The sequence below is a fragment of the Levilactobacillus angrenensis genome (assembly GCF_003946085.1).
Classification (GTDB): Bacteria; Bacillota; Bacilli; order Lactobacillales; family Lactobacillaceae; genus Levilactobacillus; species Levilactobacillus angrenensis.
In genome coordinates, this window is record NZ_RHOB01000031.1 from 1 (window position 1) to 15,728 (window position 15,728).

Consider the following 15,728-nt stretch of genomic DNA (forward strand, 5'->3'; position numbering starts at 1 on the left):
TTTATCGCTTTCCCAAAGCCGGTTTAAACTTTAAAGAAATCGGTCATTTAAGTAAGCTAGATCAAAATAAAATTTCAGATTTTACGCTTGACCTAAAATCAAAAAGAAGAGGTAAGGGTCAAAAGATAATTCAACAGCGATCAAGTAAAGGGAAGCACAAAGAAATTAAAGCAGAGCTTACACAAATAATTCAAAAACAGTTAAAAGACTTTGCTAAACACAATCCAGAAATTAAGCCAAAAAACAATCCTGAAAATAAAAACGATCGGCCTAGTTATTAGGTTGATCGTTTTTTAATTTATCCGGTTTATGGGCGTTAACATAATCGGCAAACATTTTTAAAAGATCTTCGGTTTGCTCGACCGATAGCTTATCCGCTTGAAAGTATTTTTCTAACAAGGCACCTTTTTGAATTAACCGCCGGGAACGGGCTTTACGGGCTTGCCGATTTTCATAGTATTTGGATTGTCGTAATTTAAAATCTTCCCGATCCATTTTCTCTTTCAAACGAGCTTTTTGCGCAACCAATTTTTCGTATTGATTAGCCATCATTATCACCACTTAGTTACAATTGGTTATTTGACTCATGGTTTAAAACCGTTGCTATTTTTTGCGCGAGGTCTTTAATCTTTTGATTGGACAAATCGGCGTAATCTAAATTTGATGTTTTAATAATTTGCTTGCCAAGGTTTTGTTCAATCTTACTTTTTTCAGCTTTGATCCTTTGATTAAGCTGTTTTAATTTAGCTTCTTGTTTTTCCAATGCCGATTGGGTCATCTTAACTCCTCCTGTCAAATTTATATATAATTAATAAAGATAATAACACCTGAATCAATCTAAGTCAACATAAATGTTGAAAAAGCGAAGCGTGAGGCGTACACTAACAGTAAATATAAGGGAATCAGAAGACCGAGTGAAACGAGGTCAATGCGCACTTACACACAACAACTAAAGTTGGTTGTGTTATTGTGCTAAACACTTGTATTAGAAGTCGCCGTTGGCGACAAAAAAATCAAACCCATAAACCCAAAGAAAGGTGGTGACCGACATGGCAATTTTTCACATGAGCTTTAGTAATATTAGTGCTGTAAAAGGAAGAAGTGCAATTGCTGGAGCAAGTTATCGAAGTGGCGAAAAATTATTCGATCAAAAAGAAGGTCGAAGTTATTTTTATGCTCGGTCGGTTATGCCAGAAAGCTTTATTTTAACACCAAAGAATGCGCCAGAATGGGCGAGTGATAGAGAGAAATTATGGAACGAAGTTGAAAGAAAAGACCGTCGAGCAAACTCACGGTATGCTAAAGAGTTTAACGTGGCTCTACCAGTTGAATTAAGTGAAGATGAACAGAAAGAATTATTGACAAAATATGTACAAGAAAATTTTGTTGATGAAGGTATGGTTGCTGATGTGGCAATTCATAGAGATCACCCAGATAATCCGCACGCTCATGTGATGTTAACTAACCGTCCATTTAACCCAGACGGAACGTGGGGATTGAAAAGTAAACGAGAAAATATATTAGACGAAAATGGGAACAAGACTTATACAGGAAATAGTCGTTTCCCAAGATCAAGAAAGGTGTGGTTAGTTGATTGGGATAAAAAAGAAAAAATCAATCAATGGCGGCACAATTGGGCGGTTAGTGTAAATCAAGTTTTAGAGCAAAAAAATATTTCCGATCGGATCAGCGAAAAAGCATTTATCGAGGAGGGAATAGATGATACACCAACTCAACATGAGGGAATCAATAGTAAGCGGCATGAAAGAAAAGAATTTAACCAACAAGTTAAGAACTATCGCAAGGCCAAAGCCAGTTATAAAAACAACCAAGAAAAAGTAATCAATAGAGGTCATTTAGATAGCCTAAGTAAACACTTCTCGTTTAATGAAAAACGGGTAGTTAAAGAGTTAAGCCATGAACTGAAAACTTATATCAGTTTGGAGAACTTAGATGATAAACGGCGCATGCTATTTAATTGGAAAAACAGTACCTTAATTAAGCACGCTGTTGGTGAAGATGTCACTAAGCAATTATTGACAATTAACCAACAAGAAAGTTCACTAAAAAAAGCAGATGAGCTCTTAAATAAAATAGTTGATCGCACGACTAAAAAACTTTATCCAGAGCTTGATTTTGAACAGACAACCGCGGCTGAACGACGGGAATTGATTAAAGAAACTAATAGTGAACAAACGATTTTCAAAGGCAGTGAATTAAACGAACGTTTAATGAACATTCGTGATGATTTGTTGGCCAAACAATTATTGACCTTTACCAAACGGCCATACGTTGGCTGGAAGTTATTAATGCAACAAGAAAAGGAAGTCAAAATCGAGCTTAAATATACGCTGATGATTCATGATGATAGCTTAGAAAGTCTAGAACACGTTGATCAAGGTCTACTAGAAAAGTATTCACCAACCGAGCAGCAAAAGATTACTCGCGCAGTCAAAGATTTGCGAACAATCATGGCTGTTAAGCAAGTTATTCAAACCCAATACCAGGAAGTTTTAAGAAGAGCCTTTCCTAACGGCAATTTTAATGAATTACCAATGATTAAACAGGAACAAGCCTATACAGCCGTGATGTACTATGATCCTGTTTTAAAGCCATGTCAGGCTGAAACAATTGAACAGTGGCAAGCAAATCCACCACAGGTGTTCAGTCCCCAAGAACATCAACAAGGACTAGCTTATTTATCGGGACAGCTTAGCTTAGATCAGTTAGAAAATCATCACTTACAACGGGTTTTAAAGCATGATGGCACTAAACAACTCTTTTTTGGCGAATGCAAAGCTGATCCAACGATTAAGAACAGTCAGATCGAGAAAATCCAAAAGCAGTTAAAAAAGCAACAAGCCAAGGACGATCAGTATAGAAAAGTAAATATTGGACATTATCAACCGCTAAATTACAAGCCAGTTAGTCCAAGCTACTACTTAAAGACAGCCTTTAGTAACGCAATCATGACCGCCCTATATGCCCATGATGAAGATTACGAACGACAAAGACAGGCACGCGGCTTAAAAGAGACTGAGTGGGAAATGACGAAAAAGCAGCGGCAACACCAAACTCGAAACCGGCATGAAGATGGGGGCAGGCACTTGTAACCTAAATGTAAACAAAATAAATGGTGTAAGTTACACCTTTTGATGTTAAATTATGACTAAATTAAGAAAGGAGAACTTACATGTGACAGGCAATCAGGAATGGTACAGCGTAACGCAAGCTAATCACAAGCTGGGGCGTGGCCGAAATTATGTCAGCAACTGGATCAAACGACATCCAGAGTTTCCTGATCAATTTTTGCTTGGTTCAGGTACCAATAAATTAATATCTGATGAAGGGATAGAGTGGGTTAAAAATCACATAAAAAAAGAGGGCGTCCTCGTCAGCAGTAGAGTTGCTAACGGGGATCAGCACCTAGAAATACGCCCTCTAGGTGTCACCCTCCTAATAATCCATTTTACCGGGCGGGTTAGGGGAAAGCTAGTTGTTTAATATTTCTAACCCAACAAACAACATAAGGAGGTGATCCAATGAAAGTAGAAAGCTGGCAAGGCATTAATGGCAAGCTAGTTCATGATGATCAAAAGGCGATTGTGGTTGATAATGACCAAGCATTAACCGATCAAAAACAGCTACAAGCAATTTTAGATCAAGACGGCCAGCCAATCGACGAAGTTCGCCGAGCCATGATTAAGAAGACGGTTAAACGTCAGCTAAAAACGCCGCCATTAAAACTTAGGGGCTGGTTTAATCGCCATCAAGACAGTCAAAATGCTAAAAAGGCCGAAAAATTGGTGAGTGACAAACCGACCCATCAATATAAGCAGATCAGAAATGAAATGACCTTTTTTGGTGAGAGTTTCCTGGAAGGTTTCTTAGGCTTCTATGGCTTAGAAGTTGATAACGCCTTAGGCCGTTATGAACATAACTTGCATGTCCTAGAGACCCAAGAGTTAGGCCAGTCAGAAAAAGAGTATTACTTAGCCACGAGTGAAAATGGCCACGTCAGATTAGCCACCGACCCATTACCAAGCCAGCAAATTGCCGAGGAACAATTGAACAAGTTCTATCAGCGTGAGCCAGAAGAAACGCAGGCAGAACAAATTCAATTACGAACATCAGAAGACGATAGGAAGGAGGAATAACATGTCAAAATACAGAAAAATGAAAGCGCTAGCAACTACTGGAGCTACTGCGATTTATTTGGGCTTAATGAACGCCCAGGTTGTTTTGGCGGCGGACGGTGGCGAAGTTAAAAGCAAGCTAACCAGCGCTGGTAAGACGATTCAAGGTATTTTAACTGGTTTGGTCGTTTTAGTTGGGATTTGTGTCGCGCTATTTATTATTATCAAAAGAATGCCTGACGCAGACGATCCGCGAGAGAAATCAGAAGTTTATCACGCGGTTGGTCGGGTGGCTGGTTTAGTGGCCTTAGCGGCAGCGATTATCTGGCTATTACCTTGGGTTTACAGCCTATTCACTTAATTTAAAAAGGAGCCTGCCAAATGAAGAAAGGAAAAGAATTTATCTTCCCAGAGAACGTAGATAAAGATTACGGGATCTGGAAAGACTACACCTTGAAGGATTTTGGCTATGCGGCGCTGGCAGGACTAGTGGGCTTAATTTTTATTGCGATCCCACCCTATGGCCTGATCTTAGTCCTGATAAAAATAGTGATTGTTGTCTTAGCCATGACGATTGTCATGGCTATTTTAACAATTAGGCCAGTTGCGGCGCGGAAGAATATTAAAGTGCGGGATAACTTTAAGTTGAAACGCCGCTATGCCAATGGTCAGAAACTGTTTTATTTGAAACCGAAGAAGCGAGGTGAACTAAATGCGTTTGAAGAAGAGCAAAACCACCAATAAATCAGCGAAACTAGATTGGGATTACCAACCACCTAAAATCAATGGTGGCAAAGAGACCATTGATGACATGAGCTTGGTGGTGGGTATGTATGGTAATTACGAAGTTACCAAGACAGGTAATCTCGTTGGCATTTTGGAAGTTAGTGGGATCAACCTTGATCTACTTAATGAAACCGAACAACAGGACGTCTTTGAGGACTATGGCGCGTTTCTTATGAGTACCTTGGGTGAAGGTGTTGATGACACATTACAGTTCTTAGAACCGACGATTCCCGTCAATATGACGGCTTATCTCAATGGCCTCAAACGGCGGTATCTCGCCTTACAAAAAGATCACTCGGAGCAACAGTTCAAAATCCAACTCATAGCCAGTTATTTGGACCACTTTACTAAAGTCCAGGAATCCAAAAACATGACAACTAAGCAACATCTACTAATCGTTAAGGTACCGATTAAAGACAAGAGCGTTAAAAGCTTAAACTTAGCCGTCACTCATTTAGACGAAAAGATCGAACAGGTTAAACGAGACATTGAAAATGCGTTAACGGATTTTGATGTGACGGCCAAAGTTTTGACCAGTCAAGAAGTCCAAGAGATTTTAAAGAACTTGATCAATTTTAATGGATAGGGGGCAACAGTATGAGTTTTGGTGATAAGGTCATTGATTTATTTATGCCAACTAAAAAAGAGCATAACCAAGGCAACAGCGACCAAACGGGTAGTAAGCCCAAACCGGAGGTTGAGGATTTTACCAAACTGATTGATCGCGATAGCTTGCATTCACTATTCCCGTTTAGCTGGGAACAGTACCCCACCTACGTCCAGTCGGGGGAGAATTTTATTCGGGTGTTAGCGATTGCTGACTATCCCAAGCGGGTGTATGGCAACTGGTTATCAGAATTAAAGCGTAAAAAAGGCGTTATCGATATTGTGCAATATATCGACAGCGCCAGTAATAATTCAATGATTACCTATTACAAGAAGACGATTCAAAATAAGGAAGCGCAGAAGTTAAATACGTTCGACCCGTATAAAAAGAAGATTCTGCAAAATTATATTGATTCAGCCAACATGCAACTAGATAAATACCTCGATAATTCTACCACATTTGTGTACCAACATATGCTGATTTATCTGCGGGCCAACAGTTTAGCAGAACTAGACGATTTAACCGAAAACGTCAAGAACACCTTGATTAAGATACAGATGAAGCCCTTAGTGCCCGTTAAAGCGACTTTCCAAGCATTTTGGTCAACCATGCCAATTAACGAGAACCTCATGGGGGATTACACCTATAAAGAGAGTAATACCGAAGTCGCCAGCAGTATGTTTCCTTTTGATGACGCTGAAATTCTGGACTTAAAGCCGAGAAGCGATATTGAAGGAGTTAACAAAGATACCAACAGCTTAATTGCCGTAGATATGCTGGATCGCAACAAGACCCTAAATCAAAATCAAGTGATTATCGGGACCTCGGGGGTCGGCAAGACCACCTATATGATTCAGAAAATCCTACGCTACGCCATTCAAGACTATCAACTCTACATTATTGATCCAGAAAATGAATATACCAAGATTGTCGAAGCCTTAGGTGGCGCAGTCTTGCACCTAACTTCTAATGCGAAGTACAAAATTAATCCGCTACAAATTTTCTCCGAAGAAATCCTAAGCGCCGATGAAGCGGTCACAAACCTTGATTTACTAGTTAAAGATAAAATCCAGCGATTAAAAGGGTTCTTTGAAGTCCTTAAAGCCGGGATTACCCAAGTTGAGCTGGCAATTCTTGATGATGTCGTTAAACAGGCCTACGTCAACAGTGGTGTTTTGAAATACAGCCGCTTAAAAGAGATTAAAGACGATCAGTGGCCGACCCTATCCAACGTTTATGACGAATTGGAAAAACTGGCAGATAAGGACGCAGACAAATTCAGTCGGGTTAAAGACTTCTACTACATCTTAGGTAGTTATACCCATGGCTCTAACAGCCTATTTGACGGGCACACCAACGTCAACTTAAAGGGGAAGATCATTTCTTTTGATCTAAAACCACTACAAAGTGAACAGGAAGTCCAATCAGCGGCTTATCTGAATACTTTCCAGTATCTATGGGACGAAATTACCAAAGATCGGCATAGCCGCAAGAAATTGTTTGTCGATGAATTTCACTTTTTGACCTTGCATAAAGCGGCCGCCACCTTTTTCCATCAAGCCTACAAACGTTTTAGAAAATACAATGCCGGGGCCATTGCTGGAACGCAGCAAATTCAAGATGTGATCGAAGGCACGACAGATACCGGGCAGAACATTGGTGAAGCCATTATTGGGAACTCCTACACCAAAGTGTTCTTTGGTCTTGACGGTAAAGGCGTTGATGATGTGATTACCAAATTGCGTATGACGTTCTCGGATAAAGAAAAGAAGCTACTAGAACGCCGTAGACAAGGCGAAGCCCTGATGATCTATGGTAGCCAACGCGCCTTTATGCGTGTCGAGTTGACCGAAGAAGAACTACGGCTAATCGACCCAGAAGCTTACCAAGAAAAATACAATCGTGAGACAGCCGGACAACCGGATTATCAAAAGCGCGTGATCTTAACTCCCAGTGAAATTGACGCTTTAACTACCACCGAGGAGGAAGGAGGGACTTTAAATGAGTAAATCAAACCAACTATTAAATATCGAGGTTGGGACTTTCAAACGGCAAGGAAACAAGTTGATCCTCGAACTCAATCACAATCAATTTCGATATGACCAGTTGAGTGAGCTAAACGAATTAAAGGAAGCTGATGCCAATTTCTTGCAGTTAGTCAACGTGGTTGAGCAAGACCAGAAGGTTGTTTTAACTTATACCTTGCCAGATAAGGTCAGATCATTAAAGAATTTACCACATGAAAATAAGGCAATCCGGTCAGCAATTGCCAAAGAAATTGTGGCGCAACATGTGGTTAACGATAGTCAGTATCACATTGCGTTGAACCCAGCCAACCTGTGGTATTACCCCATGCAACATGTTTGGTACGCCTACCGGGCCAATGAACTCATGCCTTATGATGATAAACATAGCAATTTAGCCAAATACAAAGCACTGATTCTGTTTTGCTTGACGGGGACGCCCTATGAACGGCTACTAAGCAATCCCCAAGAAGCCTTGGCCAAACACCCAGATGACTATTTACAACAAGTGGCTAAAGCTACGTCGTTAAATGAGTTAACGGAAGTGGTTAACGGCATTGAGGATTTTGTGAGCTATCACGAATGGCAGGAAGTTGAAACGGCCCAGCAGAAAACCAAACAACGTTTATGGTTGAGTATGGCCGGGGTGGCGATTGTGGCCGTTTTGGCCGTCAGCTTAGTCCATAAAAGTGACGAACGGCAATATCAAAGCTTAGCTAACCAGAACCAAGCCCAGGTCACGCGATTAAAATATAGCGGTCAAATTCAAACCGCTTTAAATGATCATAAGTGGTCGGAAGCGCAACAAGATATGAAACGGGCCGGCTATCCTTCAGCTAAGCAAGTCAGTGTCTTTTTAAAGCATCGTCAGTACCAGCAAGCCTTAAACGTTGACCCAAGTCAGTTGAACAAGGTTGTTAATGCGGCTCATGCCAACCAAGATAGCAGTCAAGTGGCCGATTGGCAGTTACCAACTCAGGCAACGAGCAAGCAAAAAGATCAATTGAAACTCGAAAAAGCGATTGTTAATTATGATACCAATACGCTTAATAACCAATTATCCTTTACGACGAACGCTGATGTTTTATTGAGAATGGGACAAGCTTTCCTCGCCCATAATGATACGCAAGACGCCCAGACTGTCCAAACCAAGTTAGCCGGCGTGAACAGTCCTAAAGCTAAGTATTTAAAAGCCTTGTTAAGTCTCAATGCCGCTAAGAACGAAGTTAGCGACGCCCAAAAGAAGTTAGATGACGCCAACAAGATTGATGGCAGTAAAGATAAGGACAAAGACAAGAAGGTGGATTCGGCTAAGTCGGACTTAAAGAACGCGCAGAGTGACCAATCAGCAGCGCAAAAACAAGTCGATCAGGCCAAGCACAAAGTGGGTGATTAAATGCAGGTATTGTCATTTGAATATAAGAAAAAGAAGTGGAAATTGATTGCTTATATTGTGGGTGGCGCCCTTCTGCTAATCATCTTGCTAATTGCCGCGCTTACTGGTCAATTGCAAGAAAACAGTTGTGATAATTCAACGACCACAGAAACGCAATTAGATAGTAAGAGCATGACGGAAAATGCCAAAAACATCTATGCCCACTGGAAACAAAAGTATGGTGCCACCCCACAAGCGGCAGCCGGTATCTTGGGGGTCTTACAACTAGAAAGTCGCCTTGATCCTAAGTCCGTTAATTCCAGTTCCGGGGCTACGGGCTTAGCCCAGTGGTTAGGTGGCCGAAAAGATAAGTTGGAGGACTTAGCCCACAAAGAAAACAAATCAGCAACCAATCTCGGGGTGCAGTTGGACTATCTCGACCAAGAATTGAACAGTAGTTACTATGCGTCAAACAAGCAGATCTTTAAATATACGGACGTGCACAAAGCGACCAAAGCCTGGTTAATGGATTATGAAGGCATGAGCAAAAACCCGGAACAATGGTATTTAAGCCAAAGATACGGTTATGGCGATCATTGGTATTCCGTGTTCGGGGCGAGTGATCCCGTGGCCGGTAATACGTTAGACAATGCGAGTTCCGGCGATCTGACCGAGTTAGGTTGTGATAGTGACCCGAGCTATTCCGGTGGCAGCATTGTTAAAAACGCGGAAAGTATGAAAGGCGATTTCTACTATGTTCAAACCCACCCCAGCCCCAATTTAGGCAGTGATTTAAAGAATCCCAGCAAAACTGGTGGAACTGATTGTTCGGGCTTTGTCTGGTTAGCGCTTAATAAAGCTGGTTACAAGGTACCGGCCAACATGGGCTGGTTTACCGGCACGATGGCCAGTGACGCCAAAGGCAGCCATCAATATCTGAAACAGATCAGTGAAAATGACGCGAAAGCCGGCGATATTGTCATCGTCAATCAAGGTGCGGGAGCCGGAAACAACGGCCATACTGCCATTCTGCTAGGCAAATGGCAAGGCAAAGCCACCAAAATCATTGAACAAGGTGGCGTAGGCGACAAGGTTAACGAAAGCACCTTTGGCACCGCCTTTTATAGCTTACTAAGTGGTAGCGATGTAACGTTAGCCCGGCCAATCAAGAAGTAAGGAGGAACCAACAAATGAAGCGTAGCGTGGTTTTAAGTATTGCACTTGGTAGTTTGATCTTAATTATGTCATTAGGAACGAATGCCTATCAACATAGCCAAGTTAAGCAGGCGCAACAACAGATTAGTCGGCTACAAAAACAGAAGCGCCAAGTTAACCAGCAATTGACTAAAACCAACCAACAAAAGCAGTTATTGAGCACCCAAATTGACAGTTATAAGACCTACCAAAATAATAAAGACAAAAGTCAGGCTGAACTTAGCTTTAATACGGTAGTCACCAAGTTCTTTAAGGTCATGAACAACTTTAAGCCCAAGACCTACGGACAGCGTAAAGATGGCGTGAAAGACTTGATTTCCGACAAGCTATATCAGCAATACTTTTCAAATAAGGGCACGTATGGTGATAGCAATAGTGTTTCAGCTAAGTTAAATCAACTGAACCTGTATACGCAAAGTAAGCAGGGGCAAAATATGAAAGGCTTGGCCGTTGTCAGTTACGAAAGTAAGAGTGGCGACAACGACTGGCAAAAGGCGACGGTACTTTATCAAGTGACTTTCGATACCACCACGGATCGAATCACTGATATACAGAATCTTGGGAACAGTTTTAAAGCGAGTGACCTTGATTAAAAAAGTAAGCAAAGCCCTAGCGGTGATCGTGGTGATACTTGCAGTATTAGGCTTTGCAGGTCATAGCTATGTGAACCATGTTGAGAAAGAGAAAACAGTTGTGACGCTGGCTAAGCACCCTAAAAAAGTGTTGTTCTTCTATCGCGATGATTGCCCGGATTGCCAAGCTATTTTTCATCAGATTTATTGGCACAACGCAATCAGTCACGACATCGTCTTGATTAACATGAACCAACCGCAGAATCGGCATTACATTCAAAAATATCAATTAACGTCAGTACCAACCTTGATCCATGGCAAGCAACAATACTCCGGTACCAACCAACAAAGGATTAAACAGATAGTAGGTGATTAGATGAAAGACAAATTATTAAACAGCGTTAAAGTCAGCTGGCCATATCTACTAACGCTAATCATTGGCTTGTATTTAGCGGAGATTTTAGCTGGATCAGTCATGGCCTTGTCGCACTATAAGCTAACTTTTGCGGATCATATGCCAACCGTATTAAAACAATTAGCCTTGCACCCCTGGCACTATTACAACTTGTATTTGGGTCAAAAGAACCCGGTATTAATTATCGTCAGTATCGCTGTGGTCCTATACACCATTTATTTTGCTTTGAAACGCAATAGCAAGCACAAAGCGTGGGAAACTGCGGACACTGAAACCCACGGGAGTGCGACCTGGGGGAATTTAAAAGAATTGAGTGACCATTACTTTAGTATCAATGCCAAAGACCTCACCACAGCATTTAACAAGAGTACCAAGGCGGAAATTCTCAAATCATTAGTGGATCGAGAAAAGTCAGCGAAAGGGGGAGATTAACATGAATGGGACGATTTTAGGGATCGTGGATAAACGGATTGTTTACCAGAATAACAGCACCAAACCCAATCGGAATATCTTTGTGGTTGGGGGACCTGGATCATATAAGACCCAATCAGTCGTCATTACCAACCTGTTTAACGAAACGGAGAACAGCATTGTCGTGACCGATCCGAAAGGTGAATTATACGAAAAGACGGCCGGTATCAAACTAGCTCAAGGCTATCAAGTACATGTCGTCAATTTTGCCAACATGGCGCACAGTGACCGCTACAATCCCTTTGATTATATTCAGCGCGATATTCAAGCCGAAACCGTGGCAACAAAGATCGTGCAAAGTGAAAATGCCGAAGGTAAAAAAGATGTGTGGTTCAGTACCCAACGGCAACTTTTGAAGGCACTAATCCTGTTTGTCATGAACCACCGGTCACCAGAGCAACGAAATTTGGCGGGCGTAACGCAGGTCTTACAAGAAAATGACGTTGAAGCCGAGGAAAAGGGTGCGGATAGTCCGCTAGATACCTTGTTTCTTGATCTAACTATGACTGATCCAGCGAGACGCGCTTATGAGTTAGGTTTCAAAAAGGCTAAAGGAGAAATGAAAGCCAGCATTATTGAAAGCCTGTTGGCGACCATTTCGAAGTTTGTTGACAAAGAAGTGGCCAATTTTACCAGCTTTTCAGACTTTGATTTAAAAGAGATTGGCAAAGCCAAAGTAGTACTGTATGTGATTATTCCGGTCATGGATAATACCTATGAAAGCTTCATCAATCTGTTTTTCTCACAATTATTTGATGAATTATACAAATTAGCCGCCGATCATCACGCTAAATTGCCCCACCAAGTCGACTTTATCCTTGATGAATTTGTCAACTTAGGAAAATTCCCAAAATATGAAGAATTTTTAGCTACCTGTCGGGGGTACGGTATTGGCGTGACGACCATTTGTCAGACCTTAACCCAGCTCCAAGCTTTGTATGGCAAGGATAAGGCCGAGAGTATCTTAGGAAATCATGCCGTTAAGATTTGCTTGAATGCCGCTAATGATGTGACCGCTAAATACTTTAGTGATCTGTTAGGAAAATCAACTGTGAAAGTGGAAACGGGTAGTGAGAGTACCAGTCATAGCAAGGAAGAAAGTCACAGCAAGAGCGATAGTTATAGCTATACGAGCCGTTCACTCATGACACCCGATGAAATTATGCGTATGCCCGAAGATCAGAGCTTATTAATCTTTAGCAATGCGCGACCAGTCAAAGCGACAAAAGCGTTCCAATTTAAACTATTTCCAGGAGCCGATCATTTGGTTAACTTGTCACAGAATGAGTATCAAGGCCAACCAGAAGCCAGCCAGGAAACCAACTTTCATCAAAGAGTAGCGAAATGGAAAGCAAAATTAAAGGAGACTGCTCAAAAAAAAGCCGCAAACAAGATGTCTCAAACAGAGGAGGAGCAACAGCAGGACAACCTAGACAGTGACTTAGAGAGGGTTTCAAATAAAGATAGTCAAACAGATGAGCCAGAAGAGGACGACGATAACAACTTACTTGGATAATGGAGGACATATTAATGAAAAAATATCGGAAATATATAATCGTTGTGATGACAGTGTTGCTGATTGTTGTTGGTCTTACCGCTTGTGGGAAGTCTACAGCACAAGATTTGCAAAGTAATAAATGGTATCTCAACCAAAAAGGACAAAGCTATAAAACCCAATTTAATAAAAAAACAATGATTATTGAAAGCCCCTTGATGAATGTAAATGCTAATTATTCAGTCAGTAATACTTCTGGTAAAGAATATTTAAAAGTAAATACTGATGATGAGAAGAATCAAAAATTTGAATTAACTCAAATTAGCGATGGTTATAAAGCTAAAGCAATAAATAAAACTGCCAAAGCAGATGACGGATTAGGAAGCTTTGAATTGCAAAAAAGGAAGTGATAGATATGTTTGTTTTAGGTGATATTTCAGGACTGGTTCAGGGAGCGATTGCTAAGTTTTTTGAATGGGCACTGTCTGGTTTGTTGGACGGCTTATTCAACATCTGCAAGGCCATTATTGACCAAGCCAATCAAAGCTTGCCAATTGTTAAAACGTGGTATGCCATCTTCCTGTCCTTTGCGACATCGTTAGTCGTTGTGGTCGTCCTTGGCCGCATTGTGATGACAATTCTAAAAGAGGCAGATGAAAGTACCGATGTTACTTGGGCTAATATCATCATGGACGGGATTAAATCAGCGGCCGTGATTCCGGTTTTCGTGTTTTTACAGGGCTTTATTCAAGGTTCAATTACCTTGCCCCTGCTAAAGTATATGTTTAGTTCTGATCAGAAATTCACTGCTAAATCAATTACCGGCATGAATAAAGTTCCTGGGCTAAAAGATGTTGGCATTTCGCTACCCTTACAGATTTTGTTTCTGCTAATCTTCACTGTCGTAACCGTCGTGTTCTTTATCAAAATGTGTGTGTTTGTGGCTGATATGGCGTGGTATAACCTGACAATTCCTTTAGCTGCAATGAGCATGGCGACTGAAAGCTTTGATTATAGTGGTACGTGGTGGAAGAAGTACATTTATTACAACGCCTCCATTATTAGCCAGGTGCTTTGTATGTCATTATCAGTGTGGTGTTTCACTAATATGGCTAAATACGGGTTTATTGCTTTTATTGCTTCAATCGGATTCGGTTTTCTGGTGGTCAAAACACCTGACGCCGTTAAAGACTTTTGGGCTTCAACCGGTGTGACTAAAAGTGCTGGTATGGGTGCCATGAGAATGTTTCAAAATTATTTCCGTAACCACTAGGAGGAAAAATAGTTATGAAGAAAATCGCACACTGGTTATTGGAAAAAGCCAAAAAAGATATGCGAACCGACCCTTTTGCAACACCTTCACGGCGGACTAAGCTGTCTTACTATTTTGATAACTTAGTTAGCATGGTCTTCTATATAATGGGAATTTACCTCATGTTAATGGATTTATACCAAGAGCTTTTCACGGCGAACCATACCGATTTTTTAGGAACTGCGCTAATGGCCTTAGTTTTACTGCTGGGTGGCTTATTATTCCGTTGGTCAGCCTATGCAGATCTCAAAGCCATCAACCGGTATCAACATTATTTGAAGCAACAATCGATAGAGCAACAACAAGAATTGCGCCGTGAAACTTGGTTGAAAGCGGCTGAACAAGGTAAAACAGAATTAGATCAAAAACTTAATCACAAGGAGTGAACGAACATGACCACTGTTATCTTAGCTGAAAAACCTAGTCAAGCCCGTTCATACGTTCAAGCCTTTCAAAAGAGCACAAAAAAACAGGGTTACTATACGGTTAGCGACCCTGTTTTGCCCGAAAATACGCTTGTCACGTATGGTCTCGGACATTTAGTTGAACTAGCCACACCGGATAAATATGATCAGAAATATCAGCAATGGGCCTTATCTAATTTACCGATTTTTCCCGATAAATACAAGTTTGTGGTGTCAGCTAGTAAAAAAGATCAATTCAAGGTCGTCAAAGACCTGTTAACGAAGGCCGATACCATTATTGTTGCCACCGATAGTGGTCGGGAAGGCTCCAATATTGCCTGGTCAATCATGAGCCAAGCCCAGATTGACGTTAAAAAGAAGACCATTAAACGGCTATGGTTGAATAGCTTGGAAAAAGACGCCATTATTACTGGATTCAAAAATCTTGGTGATTGGCACAAAGACTATTTGGCTTATAAAGAAGCTCAAACCCGGCAAATTAGTGATTGGTTGATCGGTATGAATGGTAGTCCACTGTACAGTCTTCTTTTGAATCAAGCGGGGGTCAACGGTGTGTACTCCATTGGCCGTGTGCAGACCCCGACTTTATATATGGTTTATCAAAGAGACAATGCCATTGAGAACTTTAAACCCGAACCGTATTTAGAGCTGCAAGCAGAAGTTTCAGCGAACCAGCAAAAATTCAACGCCAAATTAGACCCCTATCAGCGATTTAAAAACGAATCAGGGCTAATGACATTCATGCGAGCTAAACACGTTCAGAAAGGCTCACAGGGCGGTTTAATCAAGGACGTCCAAAAACAGGCTAAAAAGCGTGCTAGTCCCCAACTATTCTCACTATCCAGTCTGCAAAGTGCCATGAATAAACGTTATCACGCCAGTGCCAGCCAAACCT

General features: G+C 41.2%; 19 protein-coding genes and 1 pseudogene. 18 read left to right on the forward strand and 2 right to left on the reverse strand.

Annotated features, from left to right (window positions below; all coding sequences use genetic code 11):
- Nucleotides 1-281: pseudogene (locus tag EKM83_RS12255) on the forward strand (hypothetical protein); the annotation flags it as partial.
- Here EKM83_RS12255 and EKM83_RS12260 read toward each other — a convergent pair.
- The gene (locus EKM83_RS12260; RefSeq protein ID WP_104368216.1) at nt 271-549 is read right to left on the reverse strand and encodes a hypothetical protein; all 279 of its coding nucleotides are present in this window, start codon (nt 547-549) and stop codon (nt 271-273) included. The pseudogene EKM83_RS12255 and the gene EKM83_RS12260 sit on opposite strands and share 11 nt — an antisense overlap.
- Before the next feature lie 16 nt (nt 550-565).
- Nucleotides 566-778 carry a hypothetical protein gene (locus tag EKM83_RS12265; protein WP_063488079.1) on the reverse strand — a complete coding sequence of 71 codons (213 nt, stop codon included), beginning with the start codon at nt 776-778 and terminating at the stop codon, nt 566-568.
- Nucleotides 779-1,049: 271 nt separating this feature from the next.
- On the opposite strand from EKM83_RS12265, the gene mobQ reads away from it, so the two are divergent.
- From mobQ to EKM83_RS12350, 17 genes are all read left to right on the forward strand, one after another.
- The gene (gene mobQ, locus EKM83_RS12270; RefSeq protein WP_125577851.1) at nt 1,050-3,113 is read left to right on the forward strand and encodes a MobQ family relaxase; all 2,064 of its coding nucleotides are present in this window, start codon (nt 1,050-1,052) and stop codon (nt 3,111-3,113) included.
- Nucleotides 3,114-3,165: 52 nt separating this feature from the next.
- The gene (locus tag EKM83_RS12275) at nt 3,166-3,504 is read left to right on the forward strand and encodes a hypothetical protein (protein ID WP_125577853.1); all 339 of its coding nucleotides are present in this window, start codon (nt 3,166-3,168) and stop codon (nt 3,502-3,504) included.
- A 38-nt stretch (nt 3,505-3,542) separates the two neighbouring features.
- Complete coding sequence (locus EKM83_RS12280) at nt 3,543-4,157, forward strand: hypothetical protein (protein WP_125577855.1); 615 nt, start codon at nt 3,543-3,545, stop codon at nt 4,155-4,157.
- A gap of 1 nt (nt 4,158) precedes the next feature.
- A complete protein-coding gene (locus EKM83_RS12285; protein ID WP_056986310.1) occupies nt 4,159-4,497 on the forward strand; it encodes a CagC family type IV secretion system protein in 339 nt (112 codons plus the stop codon).
- Between the two features lie 20 nt (nt 4,498-4,517).
- Nucleotides 4,518-4,880: a hypothetical protein gene (locus tag EKM83_RS12290; RefSeq protein WP_060417621.1), complete on the forward strand. Its 363-nt coding sequence runs from the start codon at nt 4,518-4,520 to the stop codon at nt 4,878-4,880.
- Nucleotides 4,849-5,508 carry a TrsD/TraD family conjugative transfer protein gene (gene trsD / locus EKM83_RS12295; RefSeq protein ID WP_125577857.1) on the forward strand — a complete coding sequence of 220 codons (660 nt, stop codon included), beginning with the start codon at nt 4,849-4,851 and terminating at the stop codon, nt 5,506-5,508. Before EKM83_RS12290 ends, trsD begins: the two co-directional genes overlap by 32 nt.
- Before the next feature lie 11 nt (nt 5,509-5,519).
- The gene (locus EKM83_RS12300; protein WP_125577859.1) at nt 5,520-7,538 is read left to right on the forward strand and encodes a VirB4 family type IV secretion system protein; all 2,019 of its coding nucleotides are present in this window, start codon (nt 5,520-5,522) and stop codon (nt 7,536-7,538) included.
- Nucleotides 7,531-8,949 carry a type VII secretion protein EssB/YukC gene (locus EKM83_RS12305; protein WP_125577861.1) on the forward strand — a complete coding sequence of 473 codons (1,419 nt, stop codon included), beginning with the start codon at nt 7,531-7,533 and terminating at the stop codon, nt 8,947-8,949. Before EKM83_RS12300 ends, EKM83_RS12305 begins: the two co-directional genes overlap by 8 nt.
- Complete coding sequence (locus EKM83_RS12310) at nt 8,950-10,104, forward strand: phage tail tip lysozyme (RefSeq protein WP_125577863.1); 1,155 nt, start codon at nt 8,950-8,952, stop codon at nt 10,102-10,104. It abuts the gene before it with no gap.
- 14 nt (nt 10,105-10,118) lie between these two features.
- Nucleotides 10,119-10,736, forward strand: a complete 618-nt coding sequence (locus tag EKM83_RS12315) for a SadB/YajI family lipoprotein (protein ID WP_125577866.1) — start codon at nt 10,119-10,121, stop codon at nt 10,734-10,736.
- A complete protein-coding gene (locus tag EKM83_RS12320; RefSeq protein WP_125577868.1) occupies nt 10,723-11,091 on the forward strand; it encodes a thioredoxin family protein in 369 nt (122 codons plus the stop codon). Before EKM83_RS12315 ends, EKM83_RS12320 begins: the two co-directional genes overlap by 14 nt.
- Nucleotides 11,092-11,562 (forward strand): hypothetical protein, encoded by a 471-nt coding sequence (locus EKM83_RS12325; protein WP_008212995.1) that lies wholly within the window; start codon nt 11,092-11,094, stop codon nt 11,560-11,562.
- Nucleotide 11,563: 1 nt separating this feature from the next.
- Nucleotides 11,564-13,117 (forward strand): VirD4-like conjugal transfer protein, CD1115 family, encoded by a 1,554-nt coding sequence (locus tag EKM83_RS12330; RefSeq protein ID WP_125577870.1) that lies wholly within the window; start codon nt 11,564-11,566, stop codon nt 13,115-13,117.
- A 14-nt stretch (nt 13,118-13,131) separates the two neighbouring features.
- Nucleotides 13,132-13,506: a hypothetical protein gene (locus EKM83_RS12335; RefSeq protein WP_125577872.1), complete on the forward strand. Its 375-nt coding sequence runs from the start codon at nt 13,132-13,134 to the stop codon at nt 13,504-13,506.
- 5 nt (nt 13,507-13,511) lie between these two features.
- Nucleotides 13,512-14,369 carry a conjugal transfer protein TrbL family protein gene (locus EKM83_RS12340; RefSeq protein ID WP_125577875.1) on the forward strand — a complete coding sequence of 286 codons (858 nt, stop codon included), beginning with the start codon at nt 13,512-13,514 and terminating at the stop codon, nt 14,367-14,369.
- A 14-nt stretch (nt 14,370-14,383) separates the two neighbouring features.
- On the forward strand, nt 14,384-14,794 hold the full coding sequence (locus EKM83_RS12345) for a hypothetical protein (protein WP_002825296.1): 411 nt from the start codon (nt 14,384-14,386) through the stop codon (nt 14,792-14,794).
- A 6-nt stretch (nt 14,795-14,800) separates the two neighbouring features.
- A partial coding sequence (locus EKM83_RS12350) for a DNA topoisomerase (protein WP_263853790.1) occupies nt 14,801-15,728 on the forward strand: 928 nt, incomplete at its 3' end.